The sequence below is a fragment of the Spirillospora sp. NPDC127506 genome (genome assembly GCF_040302145.1).
Lineage (GTDB): Bacteria > Actinomycetota > Actinomycetes > Streptosporangiales > Streptosporangiaceae > Spirillospora.
This window is the reverse complement of the sequence record NZ_JBEORG010000023.1, coordinates 1-16727: the sequence shown is the minus strand read 5'-3', so window position 1 is coordinate 16727 and position 16727 is coordinate 1. Positions and strand designations below refer to the sequence as shown.

15 protein-coding genes are annotated in these 16727 nt (G+C 74.2%); 10 read left to right on the top strand and 5 right to left on the bottom strand.

Features of this window, described 5'->3' with window-relative positions; genetic code table 11:
• Positions 1-204 precede the first annotated feature (204 nt).
• Both ABTW95_RS21695 and ABTW95_RS21690 read left to right on the top strand, forming a co-directional pair.
• Positions 205-969: a bestrophin-like domain gene (locus ABTW95_RS21695; protein ID WP_396449557.1), complete on the top strand. Its 765-nt coding sequence runs from the start codon at positions 205-207 to the stop codon at positions 967-969.
• Entirely contained in the window at positions 966-1547 is a 582-nt protein-coding gene (locus tag ABTW95_RS21690) for a hypothetical protein (protein WP_500227207.1), read from the top strand. The genes ABTW95_RS21695 and ABTW95_RS21690 overlap by 4 nt, the downstream gene beginning before the upstream one ends.
• A gap of 172 nt (positions 1548-1719) precedes the next feature.
• Here the strand turns inward: ABTW95_RS21690 and ABTW95_RS21685 are convergent, their stop codons facing one another.
• A complete protein-coding gene (locus tag ABTW95_RS21685) occupies positions 1720-2520 on the bottom strand; it encodes an SAM-dependent methyltransferase (RefSeq protein ID WP_396446797.1) in 801 nt (266 codons plus the stop codon).
• A 99-nt stretch (positions 2521-2619) separates the two neighbouring features.
• Here ABTW95_RS21685 and ABTW95_RS21680 point away from each other — a divergent pair, with 99 nt between their 5' ends.
• A complete protein-coding gene (locus ABTW95_RS21680) occupies positions 2620-4212 on the top strand; it encodes a PP2C family protein-serine/threonine phosphatase (RefSeq protein ID WP_500227206.1) in 1593 nt (530 codons plus the stop codon).
• Positions 4213-4232: 20 nt separating this feature from the next.
• On the opposite strand, the gene ABTW95_RS21675 is transcribed toward ABTW95_RS21680, so the two are convergent.
• Together ABTW95_RS21675 and kdd are read right to left on the bottom strand one after the other, a co-directional pair.
• On the bottom strand, positions 4233-5564 hold the full coding sequence (locus ABTW95_RS21675; RefSeq protein ID WP_396446795.1) for a DUF2252 domain-containing protein: 1332 nt from the start codon (positions 5562-5564) through the stop codon (positions 4233-4235).
• A 52-nt stretch (positions 5565-5616) separates the two neighbouring features.
• Entirely contained in the window at positions 5617-6672 is a 1056-nt protein-coding gene (kdd, locus tag ABTW95_RS21670; RefSeq protein WP_396446794.1) for an L-erythro-3,5-diaminohexanoate dehydrogenase, read from the bottom strand.
• A gap of 139 nt (positions 6673-6811) precedes the next feature.
• On the opposite strand from kdd, the gene ABTW95_RS21665 reads away from it, so the two are divergent.
• The 6 genes from ABTW95_RS21665 (at position 6812) to ABTW95_RS21640 (ending at position 13699) form a co-directional block, all read left to right on the top strand.
• Complete coding sequence (locus ABTW95_RS21665; RefSeq protein WP_500227205.1) at positions 6812-8206, top strand: KamA family radical SAM protein; 1395 nt, start codon at positions 6812-6814, stop codon at positions 8204-8206.
• Positions 8207-8269: 63 nt separating this feature from the next.
• Positions 8270-9439, top strand: a complete 1170-nt coding sequence (locus tag ABTW95_RS21660; RefSeq protein ID WP_500227204.1) for a cytochrome P450 — start codon at positions 8270-8272, stop codon at positions 9437-9439.
• Between the two features lie 61 nt (positions 9440-9500).
• Entirely contained in the window at positions 9501-10568 is a 1068-nt protein-coding gene (locus ABTW95_RS21655; RefSeq protein ID WP_500227203.1) for a DUF3616 domain-containing protein, read from the top strand.
• A 109-nt stretch (positions 10569-10677) separates the two neighbouring features.
• Complete coding sequence (locus tag ABTW95_RS21650) at positions 10678-11895, top strand: acyl-CoA dehydrogenase family protein (RefSeq protein WP_396446789.1); 1218 nt, start codon at positions 10678-10680, stop codon at positions 11893-11895.
• A gap of 157 nt (positions 11896-12052) precedes the next feature.
• Positions 12053-12592 (top strand): FHA domain-containing protein, encoded by a 540-nt coding sequence (locus ABTW95_RS21645; RefSeq protein ID WP_396446788.1) that lies wholly within the window; start codon positions 12053-12055, stop codon positions 12590-12592.
• A gap of 204 nt (positions 12593-12796) precedes the next feature.
• Positions 12797-13699, top strand: a complete 903-nt coding sequence (locus ABTW95_RS21640; RefSeq protein WP_500227202.1) for a TIGR03619 family F420-dependent LLM class oxidoreductase — start codon at positions 12797-12799, stop codon at positions 13697-13699.
• Here the strand turns inward: ABTW95_RS21640 and ABTW95_RS21635 are convergent.
• Both ABTW95_RS21635 and ABTW95_RS21630 read right to left on the bottom strand, forming a co-directional pair.
• Complete coding sequence (locus ABTW95_RS21635) at positions 13696-14136, bottom strand: Lrp/AsnC family transcriptional regulator (protein WP_396446786.1); 441 nt, start codon at positions 14134-14136, stop codon at positions 13696-13698. The genes ABTW95_RS21640 and ABTW95_RS21635 overlap by 4 nt on opposite strands.
• A gap of 72 nt (positions 14137-14208) precedes the next feature.
• Positions 14209-15228 carry a LacI family DNA-binding transcriptional regulator gene (locus ABTW95_RS21630; protein WP_396446785.1) on the bottom strand — a complete coding sequence of 340 codons (1020 nt, stop codon included), beginning with the start codon at positions 15226-15228 and terminating at the stop codon, positions 14209-14211.
• Between the two features lie 146 nt (positions 15229-15374).
• Between ABTW95_RS21630 and ABTW95_RS21625 the strand changes: the two genes are divergently transcribed.
• Positions 15375-16613 carry an ABC transporter ATP-binding protein gene (locus ABTW95_RS21625; protein ID WP_396446784.1) on the top strand — a complete coding sequence of 413 codons (1239 nt, stop codon included), beginning with the start codon at positions 15375-15377 and terminating at the stop codon, positions 16611-16613.
• The last annotated feature ends 114 nt before the right edge of the window (positions 16614-16727 follow it).

Sequence of the window (16727 nt, the reverse complement as noted above, 5' to 3'; positions counted from 1 at the left end):
CTACGGGAGATCTTCCGGCATGAACACCGTATTTCACAAGAACTGGCAGCAGAACTCCCCGTCCTTCCTCCCCCACACCGATCACCTTCCCTGGCCGGGCGGTCACGTCACCTCCAGGTGACGGTCATCGCGAAACCCGCCGGTAGCAACGGTCCGTGAAAATACACTCACCCGAAGTGATGACGGCCCGATGCCGGGAGGGGCATGATCGTTTACTGTGCGGCCGCGGCCTGCGCGATCGGCGTGGTACTGCTGGCGAGCCGGCTCGTCCGGCGCTGGAGGGGCGTGGACGACCCCGACCCCGACGGCCCGACCACCGCGCACAGCGGGGCGATGCTGTCGGCGCTGTTCCTGCTGGCGTTCGCCATCGCCATCGTCGTGCCGTGGACGACGATCGACGCGGCCCGCTCCAACACCTACGCCGAGAGCCACGCGATCTCCGAGGCGTACTGGGCCGCGAGCCGGCTGCCGCCGCCCGACGCGCGGCACGTCCAGGCGGGCCTGACCCGGTACGTCGCCCTGGTCCGCGGCCCCGAGTGGCGGCTCATGGAGCACGGCCGCCTCAGCACCCGCGGCCGGGACGAGCTGGACGGCCTGCGCCGCGACGTCATCGCCGTCAACGCCGGCACCGACGAACTGAAGGACGCCCGCACCGCCGTGCTCGACCACCTCGCCGAGATATCCGCCGCCCGCGAGCAGCGCGCCATGGACGCCCGCACGACCCCGCCGCCGGGGCTGCTCGCCGTCACCGTCCTCACCGGCCTCGCCGTCCTGCTGCTGCCGTTCACGTCCGGGGCCCGGCCGCGCGGCGCGACCCTGGTCCCGCTGTCGATGATGGCCGCGCTGCTCGCGGCCGGCACCTACCTCACCGTCGACATCTCGCACGTGTTCACCGGCGCCCTGGCCGTCCGCCCGGACGCCTACACGAGCCTGCAGGCCCAGCTGCAGCACATCTCGGGAGGTGGGTGAGCGTGCGCGCCCGCCTCGCCGTACCCGCCCTGCCCGCCGCGGTCGCGGGCGCCCTCGCCCTCCCGGCGGGCGCGCTCGCGGCCCCCATCCCGCCGCCCGGCGTCACCGTGTGCGTCGACATCCGGATCGGGCCCGGCGCCGGCGCCGACGGCTGCGCCGAGCCCCCGCCGCCCGGCACGCCGGAACCGCCGCCGCCGGAGCCTCCCCCGCCCGCGGAGCAGCCGCCCCCGGCCGAGGCCCCCGAGCCGCCGGCCGAGGCCGTCCCGGCCGAGACCGTCCCGGCCGCGCCGCCCCCGCGGCGCCCGCGGCCCGCGGCGGCGCCCGTGCTGCCGCCGCCCCCGCGGACGCGCCCGCCCGAGCCGTCGCGCGTGCAGCCCCCGCCGCCGCGGCCCTCGCCCGCGCGGCCCTCGCCGCCGGAGCGGACGACGCCGGAGCAGACGACGCCGGAGCCCGCGCACACGGCGCCGCGCGCGGTCCAGACACCGCAGCGGCGACGCAACCCGCTGAGCACCTCGCTGGTCCTCGTCGTGATCGCGGTCGTCGTCAGCGCCGGCACCGCCATCGCCTTCGCCCGCTGACCACCGCACCCGCCCACCGAGCACCCGCCCGCCGCACGCCCGGTCGGGCGGGCACCCGACCAGGCGAGCCGCCGATGCGGCGAGGCACCAGTCGGGCAAGCGGCCGACCAGGCGAGGCGCAGGCCGAGCGGGGTGCGGGGCGGGCGAGTGGGCGGGCGGGGGAGGCGGCGGGTCAGGTGAGGCGGGCGACTCCGCCGAACACGAGGAAGCGTTCGGGGTCGTCCACGGCGTCGCCCTCGTCCGGGCGCCACAGCGGCACGTACACCAGACCGGGGTCGAGCAGCTCCCAGCCGTCGAAGAAACGCAGGATCTCCGCGTGCGACCGGGACACCGCCGGGGAGGTGGCCCGGTCGTACAGCTTCCCGATCGCGGCGGTCTTGCCCGGCTGCGCCTCGTGGGTCAGATGGGAGATCACCAGGTGGCTGCCGGGCGCGGCGGCGTCGCGGAGCGCCGCGACGATGCCCTCCGGGTCCTCCTCGGGCTTCACCAGGTGCAGCGCCGCCACCAGCAGGAACGCCACCGGCTCGGACAGGTCGACCAGGCTCTTCAGCTCCGGCGCGGACAGGATGTCGGCCGGGCGCCGCATGTCGGCCTGCAGGACGGCGGTCCGGTCGTCGCCCGCCAGGATGGTGCGGCTGTGCGCGACGGCGACGTCGTCGTTGTCGACGTACACGACCCGCGCGTCCGGGTTCACGCCCTGCGCGACCTCGTGCACGTTGCCCTGCGTCGGGATGCCCGACCCGATGTCGACGAACTGGGCGATGCCCGCCCCGGCCAGCGTGCGGACCGCGCGGCGCAGGAACGCCCGGTTCGCCTGCGCCAGCTCCCGCGCCTGCGGCTCGACCCGCAGCAGCCCCGTCGCGAGATCACGATCGGAGGCGAAATTGTGGGCTCCGCCGAGCAGATAGTCGTACACCCGTGCGACGCTTGGTCGTTGACTGTCGACTTCGGGTGGGATCCACTCGGAGTCCATGCATCGTCTCCCTTGTGACCGAGGCGTGCCGTCCGCGGAGCGCAATCAGCGTAACGCGGCCGCGCCGGAAAGCCCCTGCGAACGGGACAGTGAAGACCGATGTCCGATCGACCCGCCCGGCCGGGACCGGTGACCGTCCTGCTCGACCCGGACGGCAGGATCACCGGATGGAGCGAGGGCGCCGCGCGCCTGTTCGGCCACGACGCGGCCGCCGCGGCCGGCGCTCTCCTGCCCGAGCTGCTCGGCCGGCCCCACGCCGCCGGGCACCTGGCGTCGGCGCTGAAGGCGGCCGTGTCCGGCCACCCCTGGAGCGGGGTGCTGCCGCTGTCGGACGACGGGCTGTCCGTCTCGTGCGAGGCGATCGCCCACGCCGACGGCGGCACCCTCGTCGCGCTGACCGTGTCGCCGCCGTGGGCCGGCGGCCTGGAGCTGCTGAACGAGGCGGGCCGCCGCATCGGCTCCACCCTCGACCTGCACCTCACCGCCCGCGAGATCGTCGCCGTCACCGTCCCGCGGTTCGCCGACGCGGGCGCCATCTACGTCCTGGAGCGGCTCCTCGCCGACGACGACCAGCCCGCCGCGGAGGCCGACGGCTCCGCGGTCGTGCGGCGCCTCGCGGTCGCGTTCGCCGAGGACGACCCGCGCGAGTGGTCCCGCGAGTTCCCCGTCAACGAGGTCATCGTCTACCCGCCGTCCACCCCCTACGCCCGCTGCCTCACCACCGGCGCCATGATCGAGTTCGGCGGCGACGCCATCCAGGACACGATGGCGCGGCAGACCGGCCGCGTCATCGACGGGCTGCTCGACCACGTGTCGCTGCTGGCGGTGCCGCTGGTGGCGCGCGGCCGGTCGCTCGGCTTCGCGGTGTTCAGCCGCAAGCGCGGCCGGCTGCCGTTCACCGCCGCCGACACGGCGCTGGCGTCCGAGCTCGCCGCGCGCGCCGCCACCTGCGTCGACAACGCCTGCCTGTACCGGCGCGAGCACCGCACCGCGACCGCGCTGAAGGCCGGGCTGCTGCCCGCCGGGGTCGCCGCCCCGCCCGGCCTGGAGATCGCGCACCGCTACCTGCCGGCCGCCAGCGGCGTCGGCGGCGACTGGTACGACGTGGTGCCGCTGCCCGCGGACAAGGTCGCGGTCGTCATCGGCGACTCGGTCGGGCACGGCGTCACCGCCGCCGCCGCGATGGGCCAGCTGCGGGTCGCCGCGCACACCCTGGCCAGCTGCGAGTTCCCGCCCGCCGAGGTGCTGCGGCGGCTCGACTCCATCGCCCAGGGCCTGGACGCGGCCCAGTTCGCGACCTGCCTGTGCATGGTCTGCGACCCGGCGACGCTGCGCTGCGAGCTGGCGTGCGCCGGGCACCCGCCGCCGCTGCTGGCCCTCCCCGACGGGACGGCGCAGCGCTTCGCGCTCCCGCACGGCCTGCCGCTCGGGGTGTCCGACCCCGCGCACCCGCCCGAATACGAGCAGGCGGCGGCCGAGATCCCGCCCGGCGCCACCCTCGCCTTCTACACCGACGGCCTGGTCGAGAGCCGCATGCGCAACGTCGACGAGGGCATCGCGCGGCTGGCGTCCGCCCTGGTCGCCTCGCGGTCCGCCACGCTGGAGGACACCGCCGACGGCGTCCTGGCCCTGCTGTCCGACCAGCAGGGCCACGACGACATAGCCCTCCTCCTGCTCCGCCCCGCGGGGTGACCCGGGCCGTGTGAGCGGGCCTACAGGCCGGGGATCTCGTGGTTGCGGAAGGCGTCCACGAAGAGCGCGTGGTCGTTGCGGACGATCGCGGCGTACTCGGTGCCGAACGCGACCATCGCCTCGACGAACGCCGACTCGTCCGGGCCGATCGCGGCGTGGATGGCGTCCTCGACCTGGAAGCCGACCAGGGTGTGGTCGGAGTCGGTGTCGGACACGCAGTGCACCTTCGCGGTGGCGCGGCCCAGGTCGTCCAGGACCGACAGCATGTCCTCCGGCTCGGTGAGGCCGCCCCAGTCCAGGTCCTCCTCGTAGGGGGACAGCTCCTGGACGACGTACCCGACGCCGTCGATCTGCGTGTGGCCGAGCCACGGGTCGCTGTTGGCCTGCAGCGCGCGGCGGGACACCGCGGTGCGGTGGCCGTGGTGCTGGAAGTACTCGCGGATGCGGGGGTCGTCGACGACGCGGCTGGGCGCGGCGACGTTGCCCTGCTTCATCGACAGGATGACGTCGTTCTCCAGCGCCTGGGTGCTGCCCTCGACCAGGATGTTGTAGGCCGACAGCCCGGCCGAGCCGATGCCGAACCCGGACGCGCCCACGACGTCCTTCACCTGGTAGGTGAGGCTGCCGAACCGCTTCTCGGCCGGGATCGTCGTCAGGTACTCCTGGTAGGCGGCCTCGACCTTGGCGCGCTCCGCCTCCCCCAGGCGGCGGACGCCGGGACGGTCGCGGAAGCGGCGGTCGGGGCCGTCCACGACCGTCATGCCCTCCAGCAGCCCGATGCGGGTGCCGCCCATCGCGGCGACGAGCACGTCCCGGACGTACCCGTCGGTGGTGTCCAGGGTCAGCGCGAACTTCTCGTCGCCCTCGTGCGCGGCGAAGTGCCGGACCTGGTCGACGTAGGCGCGCACGTAGGTCTCGATGAGCCGGCGGATGTCGGCGTCGGAGATCGCCTTCTGCCAGGCCAGCAGCGCCAGGCTCGCCACGAACCGCTTGACGTCCCAGGTGAAGTGGCCGACATAGGCCTCGTCGTAGTCGTTGACGTCGAAGACGAACACGCCGTCGTCGTTCATGTAGGTGCCGAAGTTCTGCGCGTGCAGGTCGCCCTGGATCCACACGCGGGACGTGCGCTCGTCGGCCCACGGGTCGGCGTCGTGGACGATGTCGGCGTAGAACAGGCAGGCGCTGCCCCGGTAGAACGCGAACGGGTCGGAGGCCATCTTGCGGAAGCGGCGGCGGAACTCGGCGGGGCTGCGCTCCATCAGGTCCGAGAAGGCGTCGACCAGGACGTCGACGATCTGCGCCCGGCGCTCCTTGGGGTCCCGGCCGCGCAGTTCCTCGGTGATGCTCGCCATTCTGTCTCCCTCGATGATCGGGTGATCCCCGCCGCTGCCGGGGCGTTCCCGGTCATTCTGCCGAAACCGGCCCGGTCCGGGAGGTGAACAGCGCGCGCACGGCCGGTTCCGTCCGCACCAGGTCGAGCGCGGCCTCGGCGTGCCCGGGGACGTAGCCGTTCCCGATGAGCATCGTGACGTCCGCCGCGAGGCCCTCGGCGCCGAGCGCGGCCGCCGGGAACGACGTCGCCATCGAGAAGAACACGACGGTGCCGCCGGCGGCGGTGGCGAGGATCGCGCCGTGCTCGCAGCCGGGCACGTCCACGCACACGACGGTGACGTCCACCGGCTCGCCGATCGCGGCGGCGACGGCCACCGGGTCGCGGGCGTCGGCGCGGACGACCGCGTCGGCGAGCCCGGACGCGGTGAGCCGCTCCTCCTCCTCGGCGGTCGGGACGAGCCCGATCACGCGGGACGCCCCGGCGCGGCGCGCGGCGGCCAGCGACAGGCACCCGGACTTGCCGGCGGCGCCCAGCACCGCGACCGACGGGGCCGGCCGCGCGGCGACGACCCGTGCGGTGAGGGCGGGCGCGCCGCACACGTCCATGACGGCGAGGGCGAGCGGCACCGGCATGTCGTCCGGCAGGACGGCGGCGATGGACCGGGCGAACAAGATCGCGTGGCCGCGCGCCGGGACCTGCTCCGACAGCCCGTCCCAGCCGGCCAGCCCGTCGCTGACCGCCAGCGGGGTGAGGGTCAGCGAGACCAGCGTGGCGACGCGGTCGCCCGGCTTCAGCCCGAGCGGAGACTCCGGCCCCGCCTCCTCGACGACGCCGACGAGCATGCCGCCCGACCCGGTCACCGGGTTGTGCATCTTGCCGCGCTCCCCGATGATCCGCAGCACCTCGGCGCGGATCGCGTCCGGGTCGCCGCCGTGCGCGGTGTGCAGCTGCCGGTAGGACGCGGCGTCCAGGTTGAGGCGCTCGACGGCGATGCGGACCTCGTCGGGCCGGATCCGCGGGTCGGTGTCGAGCCGCCGCGCGGCCTGCGGCAGCACGCCCGCGGGCTCCAGCACCCGGTGCAGGCCCACCGCCGTCCCCGTGCCCGGAGCCGTCCGCCCGTCGGTCATCGCCGTCCCGCCTCTCTTCCGAAAACAGATGGTGTAGCGCAAGATGTACAGGGCACCACTAGTTTCATCGAAAGTCTTCCCGTAACGTCGGGCTCACACAAGAGTTTTGCGCGATCAATGTGAGGCTAGGAGGCGGTCGATGATGACCACTGCCCTGCACCCGGACGCGGCCCTACCCGGCGGAGCGTCCGACGAGACCGCACGCCAGCCGTACGCCTACCGGCGACGGCCCCTGGAGGAGCCCGACTGGCGGCGCCTGCCGGGATGGCGCGACGTCACGCGGGAGGAATGGGAGTCGGCGCAGTGGCAGCGCGCGCACTGCGTGAAGAACCTGCGGCAGCTCCGCCAGGTCATGGGCGACCGGCTGGACGAGTCGTTCTACGCCGACCTGGAGCGCGACCAGGCCGAGCGCGCCACGATGTCGATGCTCCTGCCGCCGCAGATGCTCAACACGATGGACTCCTCGTCCACGGCCGCCTTCTACGCCGACCCCGTGCGCCGCTACATGCTGCCGGTGTTCAGCGACCGGCGCACCGACTGGCCGTCCCACCCGCACGCCTCCCGCGACTCCCTGCACGAGGCCGAGATGTGGGCCGTCGAGGGCCTCACCCACCGCTACCCCACCAAGGTGCTGGCCGAGATCCTGCCGACCTGCCCGCAGTACTGCGGCCACTGCACCCGTATGGACCTGGTCGGCAACTCCACCCCGAACGTCGACAAGCACAAGTTCACCATCAAGCCGCCGGACCGGCTCGGCGCCATGCTGGACTACCTGCGCCGCACCCCCGGCGTCCGCGACGTGGTCGTCTCCGGCGGCGACGTCGCCAACATGCCGTGGGCGCGGCTGGAGTCGTTCGTCGACGCGCTATTGGACATCGACAACATCCGCGACATCCGGCTGGCCAGCAAGGCGCTCATGGGCCTGCCGCAGCACTGGCTGCAGGACGACGTGCGGGCCGGCATGGAGCGCCTCGCCGCCAAGGCGCACGGGCGCGGCGTGCAGATCGCGATCCACACCCACGTCAACGCCGCCCAGTCGGTGACGCCGCTGGTCGCCAAGGCCGCCCGCGCGATGCTCGACACCGGCATCCGCGACGTCCGCAACCAGGGCGTGCTGCTGCGCGGCGTCAACGACACCCCGGACGCGCTGCTCGACCTGTCGTTCGCGCTCCTCGACGAGGCCGGGATCATGCCGTACTACCTGTACATGTGCGACATGATCCCGAACAGCGAGCACTGGCGGCTCGCGGTCTGGGAGGCGCAGGAACTGCAGCACGCGATCATGGGCTACCTGCCCGGCTTCGCCACCCCGCGCATCGTCTGCGACGTCCCCTACGTCGGCAAGCGCTGGGTGCACCAGCTCGCCGAGTACGACCGCGAGCGCGGCATCTCCTACTGGACGAAGAACTACCGCACCGGGCTGGAGCTGTCCGACCCGGACGCGCTGACCCGGCGGTACGAGTACCACGACCCGATCTACACGCTGCCGGAAGAGGGCCGCGAGTGGTGGCGGGAGCGGGTCGAGGCCGCGTGACGGACGACCGGCCCGGCGCCTTTACGTTGTAGATCAGTAAGGCGGCGGCCTATCCTCGACCCGATGACGACCGAGCCGACCGCCGACCTGACCGCCGCCGACCTGGCGGACGATCCGCACCCGCACCTGGCCCGGCTGCGGGAGCGCGCCCCGGCCGCCCTGGTCCCCGCGCTGGGCGGCTGGCTGGTCACCTCCCGCGACCTGGCGCTGCGGGTGCTGCGCGACGCGGACGCCTTCACCGTGGACGATCCGCGCTTCTCCACCGCCCAGGTCGTCGGGCCGAGCATGCTGTCGCTGGACGGCCCCGCCCACACCCGGCACCGCGACCCGTTCGCGCGCCCGTTCCGCCCGGCGCGGACCCGCGAGCGGTTCACCGCGTTCGTCGAGGCGGAGGCCGCCCGGCTGGTGGACGGCCTCGCGCCCGCCGGCCGGGCGGAGCTGCGCGGCGAACTGGCCGGGCCGCTGGCCGTCGCGGTCGTCGCCGAGGCGCTGGGCCTGGAGGGCGTCGACGCCGCGACCGTCCGGTCCTGGTACGGCGCGTTCGTCGAGGCGGTCTCCGCCATCACCGCCGGCGGCGCCGCCCCCGCCGCGGCGGCCGGGGCGTACCGGTCGCTCACCGCGGCGGTCGAGGAGGCGATCACCGCGTCCCGGCCCGGGTCGCTGCTGGCCGAGGCCGCCGGGGACGCCGCGGCGGGCCTCACCACCGCGGAGGTCGTCGCCGATTCCGCGATCCTGATGTTCGGCGGCATCGACACCACCGAGGGCATGATCGCCAACGCCGCGCTGCACCTGCTCGGGCACCCCGACCAGCTGCGGCTCGTCCTGGACGACCGGGACCTGCTCCCCGCGGCGATCGAGGAGTCGCTGCGGCTGGAGCCCTCCGCGTCGGTCGTGGACCGGTACGCCACCCGCGACGTCGTCCTCGGCGAGGCGCGGATCCGCGCCGGCGACCTGGTGCGGGTGTCGATCGCGGGCGCCAACCGCGACCCGGCGGTCTTCCCCGGCCCGGACCGCTTCGACGTGCGGCGGCACAACGCCGCCGAGCACCTGGCGTTCGCGCACGGCCCGCACTTCTGCTTCGGCTCCCACCTGGCCCGGCTGGAGACGCGCACCGCGCTCACCGCGCTGCTCGACCGGCTCCCCGGGCTGCGGCTCGACCCCGGCCGCCCGGCCCGCCCGCACGGCCTGGTGTTCCGCAAGCCGCCGCGCCTGGACGTCCGCTGGGACCGGTGAAGGCCAGTTCAGGCCCCCTGCGGCGGCCGAACGGGCGCACCGGATATGGGAATATGTCGCAATGATCGTGGAACGCCGAGTCGAGCTGCGCTTCGGGCTGGAGAGCCGGGAAGCCGAGACGCACACCAACCTGTCCGCCGTGCGCCAGGACGGCCGCTGCCTGTGGGTCGCGGGCGACGAGACGGCCACGATCGAGCGGCTCACCGCCGTGCTCGACGGCGACGGGCGCGTGACCGGCTACGACGCGCAGGCCACGGTCGCGCTCGCCGACCTCGTGCGGCTGCCCGCCGGCCCCGGCGAGGAGGCCGACATCGAGGGCCTGGCGCGGGCCAACGGCTGGCTGTGGGCGATCGGCTCGCACAGCCTCAAGCGCAAGAAGATCAAGCCGGGCCAGAGCCCGGCGAAGGCCCGCAAGCGGCTGGCCACCGTCGTCCGCGAGGACAACCGCTTCATCCTCGTGCGGCTCCCCCTGGTCACCGGCGAGGACGGGCTGCCCGCCGTCGTCCGCGAGGACGGCGGCCGCACCGCCGCGGTCCTCGGCCTGGACAAGGACTCCCTCACCGACCTGCTGGAGGACGACCCGCACCTCGCGCCGTTCCTGTCCATCCCGAGCAAGGACAACGGCATCGACATCGAGGGCATCGCCGCGCACGGCGACCGCCTCTACATCGGGCTGCGCGGGCCGGTGCTGCGCGGCTGGGCGGTGCTGGTGGAGGTCCGCCCCGGCACCGACCCTGAAGACCCGGGGCGGCTGCGGCTGCTGCCCGTCGGCGGCGGCAAGGACCTCTACCGCACCCACTTCCTGGACCTCGGCGGCCTCGGCATCCGCGACCTGTGCCCGCACGGCGACGACCTGCTCGTGCTCACCGGCCCGAGCATGGACCTGGACGGCCCGGTGCGGGTCGTGCGGTGGCGCGGCGCGGCGAAGGCCGACGCCGCCGAGATCGTGACCGCCGAGGAGCTGGAGACGCTGGGCGTCCTGCCCTACGGCGACGGCGACGACCACGCCGAGGGCATCGCGGTGCTGGACGAGCCCGGCACCCGCCTGCTGGTCGTCTACGACAGCCCCTCCCCCGCACGCCTCACCGCGGACGGGGGCGTCCTCGCGGACGTGGTGTCCCTCGGCTAGCCCCTCCGCCCGCCCCGGACGGAGCCTCCCGCCCGAATAAGCGCTCGCTTGCGCGATCTGCTTGGATGGGCCCTGCAACCGGCAGGAGTTCGAAGGGGCGGGGCAGAGCATGATCGAGTGGTCCGAGGAAGACCTGATGATCCGGGACGCGGTGCGCGGCTGGATCGACGCCGAGGTCCGGCCCAACCTGGACGCCCTGGAATCGGGCGAGCTGCCGCCGTACGACCTGCTCCGCGGCCTCTACAAGACGTTCGGGATGGACGAGATGGCCCGCTCGTCCTTCCACGCCCGGATCGCCCGCGAGAAGGAGGGCGCGCCCGCCGGGCAGGAGGGGGACGGCGCGGAACGGCAGGGCGGCGGGAACGCGGCGATGGCCATGATCCCGGTCATCGAGCTGTGCAAGGTCGCGCCCGGCCTGGTGTCGGCGATGGGCGTCGGGCTCGGCCTCGCCGCCGGGACGATCATGAAGCGGGGCACCCCCGAGCAGAAGGAGCGCTGGGCGCTGCCGCTGCTGACCATGGAGAAGGTCGGCGCCTGGGCCATCACCGAGCCGAACTCCGGGTCGGACGCGTTCGGCGGCATGCAGGCCACCGCGAGGAAGGTCGGCGACGAGTACGTCATCAACGGCAGCAAGACCTTCATCACCAACGGCCCCTACGCCGACATCATCGTGTTCTACTGCAAGCTCGACGACGGGCGCGACCCGCGCGACCGCGAGATCCTCACGTTCGTCCTCGACCGGGGCATGGAGGGGCTGGAGCAGAGCAAGCCGCTGCGCAAGATGGGCCTGCACTCCTCCCCCACCGGCGAGCTGTTCCTCACCGACGTCCGCGCCGGCGCCGACCGCCTCCTGGCGTCCGGCTCGCAGGGCGGCAAGGAGTCGGCGAAGCAGAACTTCGTCACCGAGCGGGCCGGTGTCGCCGCGATGGCGCTCGGCGTCATCGAGGAGTGCCTGCGGCTGTCGGTCGAGTACGCCAAGACCCGGGAGCTGTGGGGGCAGCGGATCGGCGACTTCCAGCTCATCCAGCTGAAGCTGGCCAAGATGGAGGTCGCGCGGCTCAACGTCCAGAACCTGGTGTTCCGGCACATCGAGATGCAGCGGGCCGGACGCGCGATGACGCTCGCCGAGGCGTCGGCGATGAAGCTGTACGCCGCGCAGGCCGCCAGCGAGGTCGCGCAGGAGGCCGTGCAGCTGTTCGGCGGCAACGGCTACATGAGCGAGTACCGCGTCGAGCAGCTCGCCCGCGACGCCAAGTCGTTCCAGATCTACGCGGGCACCGACGAGATCCAGGTGACGCACATCGCGCGCGACCTGCTGTCGCGCTGACCCCGCGCGCGGCCGGCCCGGACGGCGCCGCCCGCCGCGAACTTTTCCGGCGGACGACCCATCGAACAGGTGGGGGGCGGGTGAGGGCGATCACCCGCCTCCTCGGGCCGACGGCCCTTTCTGGACAGCCGACGATGGGGACTGGATACTCACAGCCATGGACGGTCAGCCCTCATTCCCGGTGAGAGCGTCCGACACGGAACGGGACCGGGCCCTGCGCGTCCTGAGCGACCGCGTGGCCGAGGGCCGGATGTCGAACGACACGTTCGAGCGCCGTGTCGACCAGGTCCTGCGGGCGCGCAGCCAGGCGGAGCTGGCCGGCATCGTGCGCGACCTGCCCCCGCAGAACCGGATGATCGACCGGCTGACCGGGCTGGTCTCCTCGGTGTCGCAGGTGACGGCGCGGATCGAGGCGGCCTGGCGGGCGCCCCGGCTGCCCCGGTTCATGCTGCCGCCGGCCGACCTGAAGCGGATCGTCGTCGGCCGCGCCCCGGCCTGCCAGTTCATCCTCACCGACCTGACGGTCTCGCGGTTCCACGCCGAGATCTACCGGTCCGGCGACGGCTGGATGATCTCCGACCTCGGGTCGATGAACGGCACCCGGGTGAACGGGTGGCGGCTGACCGGCCCGGCCCGGCTGCGGCCCGGCGACGAGGTCGGCTTCGGCAACTCCTGCTTCATCGCCGCCGCGCCCTGAGCCCCCGCCCCCGAGCCCCCACGCCTGAGCCCTCCACCGCGTCGCTCCCGGGACGCACCCGCCGAGCCGCATCCGGATCAACGACGCCGCGCACGCCGCCGGCGCCGGCGCTACCCCGCGCGGGGTAAGGTCTCCGGCGGCGCGCGGGGTATGCACACGGGCTCGCGCCTTGACAAAGTAAGGTGCAGGCGGGAGGGAGCGGCCGTGCTGATCGGGTTCGCGGTTCCGGTGGCGGGGGCCTGGGCCACGCCGGACCACCAGGCGCTGATCGCCGAACGGGCCGAGGAGCTCGGCTACCACTCGGTGTGGACGCTGCAGCGCGTCCTCAACCCCGCCGGCTCGGACGGCACGGCCTACCGCGCGGTCCCCGATCCGCTGGTCACGCTCGCCTACCTCGCCGGGCGGACCCGGCGGGTGCGGCTCGGCGTCGCCGTCGTCAACCTGCCGTTCTACGCGCCGGCGGTCCTCGCCAAGCAGGCCGCCACCCTCGACCGGGTCAGCGGCGGGCGGCTCGACCTCGGGCTCGGGCTCGGCTGGATGCGCGAGGAGTTCGCCGCGGCCGGGGCTCCGATGGAGCGGCGCGGCGCCCGCGCCGAGGAGTTCCTGGCGGTGCTGCGCGGCCTGTGGAGCGGCGGCGCGACCGAGTTCCACGGCGAGTTCTACGACTTCCCGCCGGTGGTGATGGAGCCGCCTCCGGCGCAGTCCCCGCTCCCGGTCCTGCTGGGCGGCGCGGCCGAGCCGGCGCTGCGGCGCGCCGGGCGGCTCGCGGACGGGTGGGTCAGCTCCAGCCGCGCCGACCCCGCCGAGATCGGCCGCTCGATCGCCGTCGTGCGGGACGCCGCCGAGCGGGCCGGCCGGGACGCGTCCGCGCTGCGGTTCGTGTGCCGGGCCGCGGTGCGGATCCGCCCCGCCGGCCGGGAGGGGCGGCGCCCGCTCACCGGCTCGGCCGAGGAGGTCCGCGGCGACCTGGAGGCGCTCGCCGGGCAGGGCGTCACCGAGGCGTTCGTCGACCTGAACTTCGACCCCGAGATCACCGGGCCGGACGCCGACCCGGGCGCGTCCGCGGACCGCGCGCTGGCGGCCCTGGACGCCTTCGCCCCGCGCTAGAGGGGCGGGCGGCGCGCCTCCCAGGGGGTGCTGAGGACGACCGTGGTGCGGGTCGCGACGTTCGCGGCGGCGCGGATCTGCTGCAGCAGGTCCTCCAGCTCGTTCGGGGACGCGACCCGCACCTTGAGGATGTAGCTCTCGTCGCCCGCCACCGAATGGCACGCCTCGATCGCCTGGAGGTGGGCCAGCCGGTCGGGCGCGTCGTCCGGCGCGGCCGGATCGATCGGCTTGATCGACACGAACGCGGTCAGCGGCAGCCCGATCTGCCGGCTGTCCAGCTGCGCGGCGAACCCGGTGATCACGCCGCGCTTCTGCAGCCGCCGGACGCGCTGGTGCACGGCCGACACCGACAGCCCCGTCTCCTTGGCCAGGTCGGTGAAACTCATCCGCCCGTCGTCGGCGAGCAGCGCCAGGATCTGACGATCGATCTCCTCCACGCGGGAAATCTAGCGTGCCGGGGCCGGTGCGTGCGCCCCCATTGATCACGGATCGGGGGTGATCCGGGGGTTTCACCGGCGCGGCGGGCGCAGCGGGCCGCAGCTGCCGCGCACGACCAGCTCGGTCGGCAGCAGCACCGGGCCGCCCCTCCCCCGCCGCGCGGGCTCGCGCAGCAGCAGCTCGCAGGCGCGGTAGCCGATGTCGTGGCCGGAGCGGGCGACGGCGGTGAGCGGCGGGTCGCACAGCTCCGCCCACGCCACGTCGTCCATCATCGCGACCGACACGTCGGCGGGGATCCGCAGGTCCAGCTCGCGGGCGACCAGCACGGCCGCCTCGCCGAGCAGGTGCCCGGCGGCGAGGATCGCGGTGACGTCGGCGCGGCGCTGCAGCAGCCCGGCCGCGGCGGCGTAGGCGGCGTCGCGGGCGGGCCGGGCGGCGACGACGAGGTCCTCCTCCACCGGGACGCCGAGCTGGGCGAGGGTGTCGCGGAACGCGCGCTCGCGCACCCCCGCGGGCGTGCCGGGGACGCCGCCGAGGAAGCCGATGCGGCGGTGCCCGAGCCCGGCGAGGTACTCGGTGAGGGACCGGACGCCGCCCGCGTCGTCGGGGAGCACCGCCGGGATCTCCGGCAGGCCCGGCAGCACCCGGTCGGCGAACACGACGCTGGAGCACACCCGGGCGGCGCCGCGCCAGTCGGCCAGCTCCCCGGCGGGCACCGCGATGATGCCGTCCACCCGCTGCTCGACGAGCCGCTCGACGATCTCGGCCTCGCGGGCCGGGTCGCCGTGCGCGGCGTCGACGATGACGTGCTCGCCGAGGCTGCGGGCGCAGGCGAGCACGCCCGCGACCAGCTCGGCGCGGAACGGGTCGGTGACGTCGGGGACGATCAGCCCGATGCCGCCGCTGCGGCGCAGCTTCAGGCCGCGGCCGAGGGCGCTCGGGCGGTAGTCCAGCTCGCGCGCGGCGGCGAGCACGCGCTCGCGGGTCGCCGCGCTGACCGAGCCGCCGGAGAACACCCGGGACACGGTGGCGATGCCGACGCCCGCCGCCGCGGCCACGTCCTTGATCGTCGCCGACCGCCGCTGCGCCACCCCGTGACCTCCCGTTTCGCACGTTTTCGATGATCTTATCCGGCACAGCGCTCCCATGGAAACGATTCCATGATGTTTACTCCACACAGCGACACAAAGTCCCTGCTCGGCAGGGGATAACGGAAACGTTTCCATGGAGGGTTCGGATGGCCAAGATCGTGCTGGATCGGGTCGACAAGGTGTACAGCGGCGGCGTAAAGGCCGTCGACGGGCTCGACCTGGAGATCCGCGACGGCGAGTTCATGGTGCTGGTCGGCCCGTCCGGCTGCGGCAAGTCCACCGCGCTGCGGATGATCGCGGGGCTGGAGGAGATCAGCGCCGGGAAGATCTCCATCGGCGACCAGGTCGTCAACGACCTCGCGCCCAAGGACCGCGACATCGCGATGGTCTTCCAGAACTACGCCCTCTACCCGCACATGACGGTCGAGCAGAACCTCGCGTTCGGCCTCAAGCTGCGCGGCACGCCGAAGTCGGAGATCAAGGCCAAGGTCCGCGAGGCGGCCAAGATGCTGGGCCTGGAGCAGTACCTGTCCCGCAAGCCCGCCGCGCTGTCGGGCGGCCAGCGGCAGCGCGTGGCGATGGGCCGCGCGATCGTCCGGGAGCCGCAGGCGTTCCTGATGGACGAGCCGCTGTCCAACCTGGACGCCAAGCTGCGCGTCTCCATGCGCGCCTCGCTCAGCCAGCTGCACGAGCGGCTCGGCGTCACCACCGTGTACGTCACCCACGACCAGGTCGAGGCGATGACCCTCGGGTCGCGGGTGTGCGTGCTGCGCGAGGGCGTGCTCCAGCAGGTCGACACCCCGCAGCGGCTGTTCGACAACCCCGTCAACCTGTTCGTCGCCGGGTTCATCGGCTCGCCGGCGATGAACTTCGTGCTCGCCGACCTGACCTCCGGCAACGGCGGCGCGCAGGTCTCCTTCGCCGGGTACACGCTGCCGGTGCCGGCCGCGACGCTCAGCGAGAAGCCCGGCCTGCAGGACTACCTCGGCCGCAAGGTCATCCTCGGGGTGCGCCCGTCGGACTTCGAGGACGCCGCGCACGCCAAGCCCGAGTGGGCGCCGATGCCGGTCCGCAGCAGCGTCACCGAGGAGCTGGGCAGCGAGATCAACGTGATCTTCACGATCGACGCCCCGCCGGTCGAGCACAAGGACACCGCCGCGCTCGCCGAGGACGCCGACGGCGACGGCGACATGGCGATCCCGCTGGTCGACAACAAGGCGCTGTGGACGGCGCGCGTCAACTCCCGCTCGCACGTCCGCCCGGGCCAGAACGTGCAGCTCGCCGTCGACACCCGCCGGCTGCACTTCTTCGACCCGTCCAGCGGCCTGGCCATCGGGCACCCCGACGCCGCGGCCCGGCACGGCGCCGCGAGCCTGCGCAAGTAGCACCGGCGCCGGACGCGGGGGGGGGGGGGCGCCCCCCCCCCGCCGGGGGGGGGGCGGGGGGCGGGGGGCGGGGGCGCGCCCCGCCCCGGGGCCCCCCCCGCCCCCGCCCCCCGC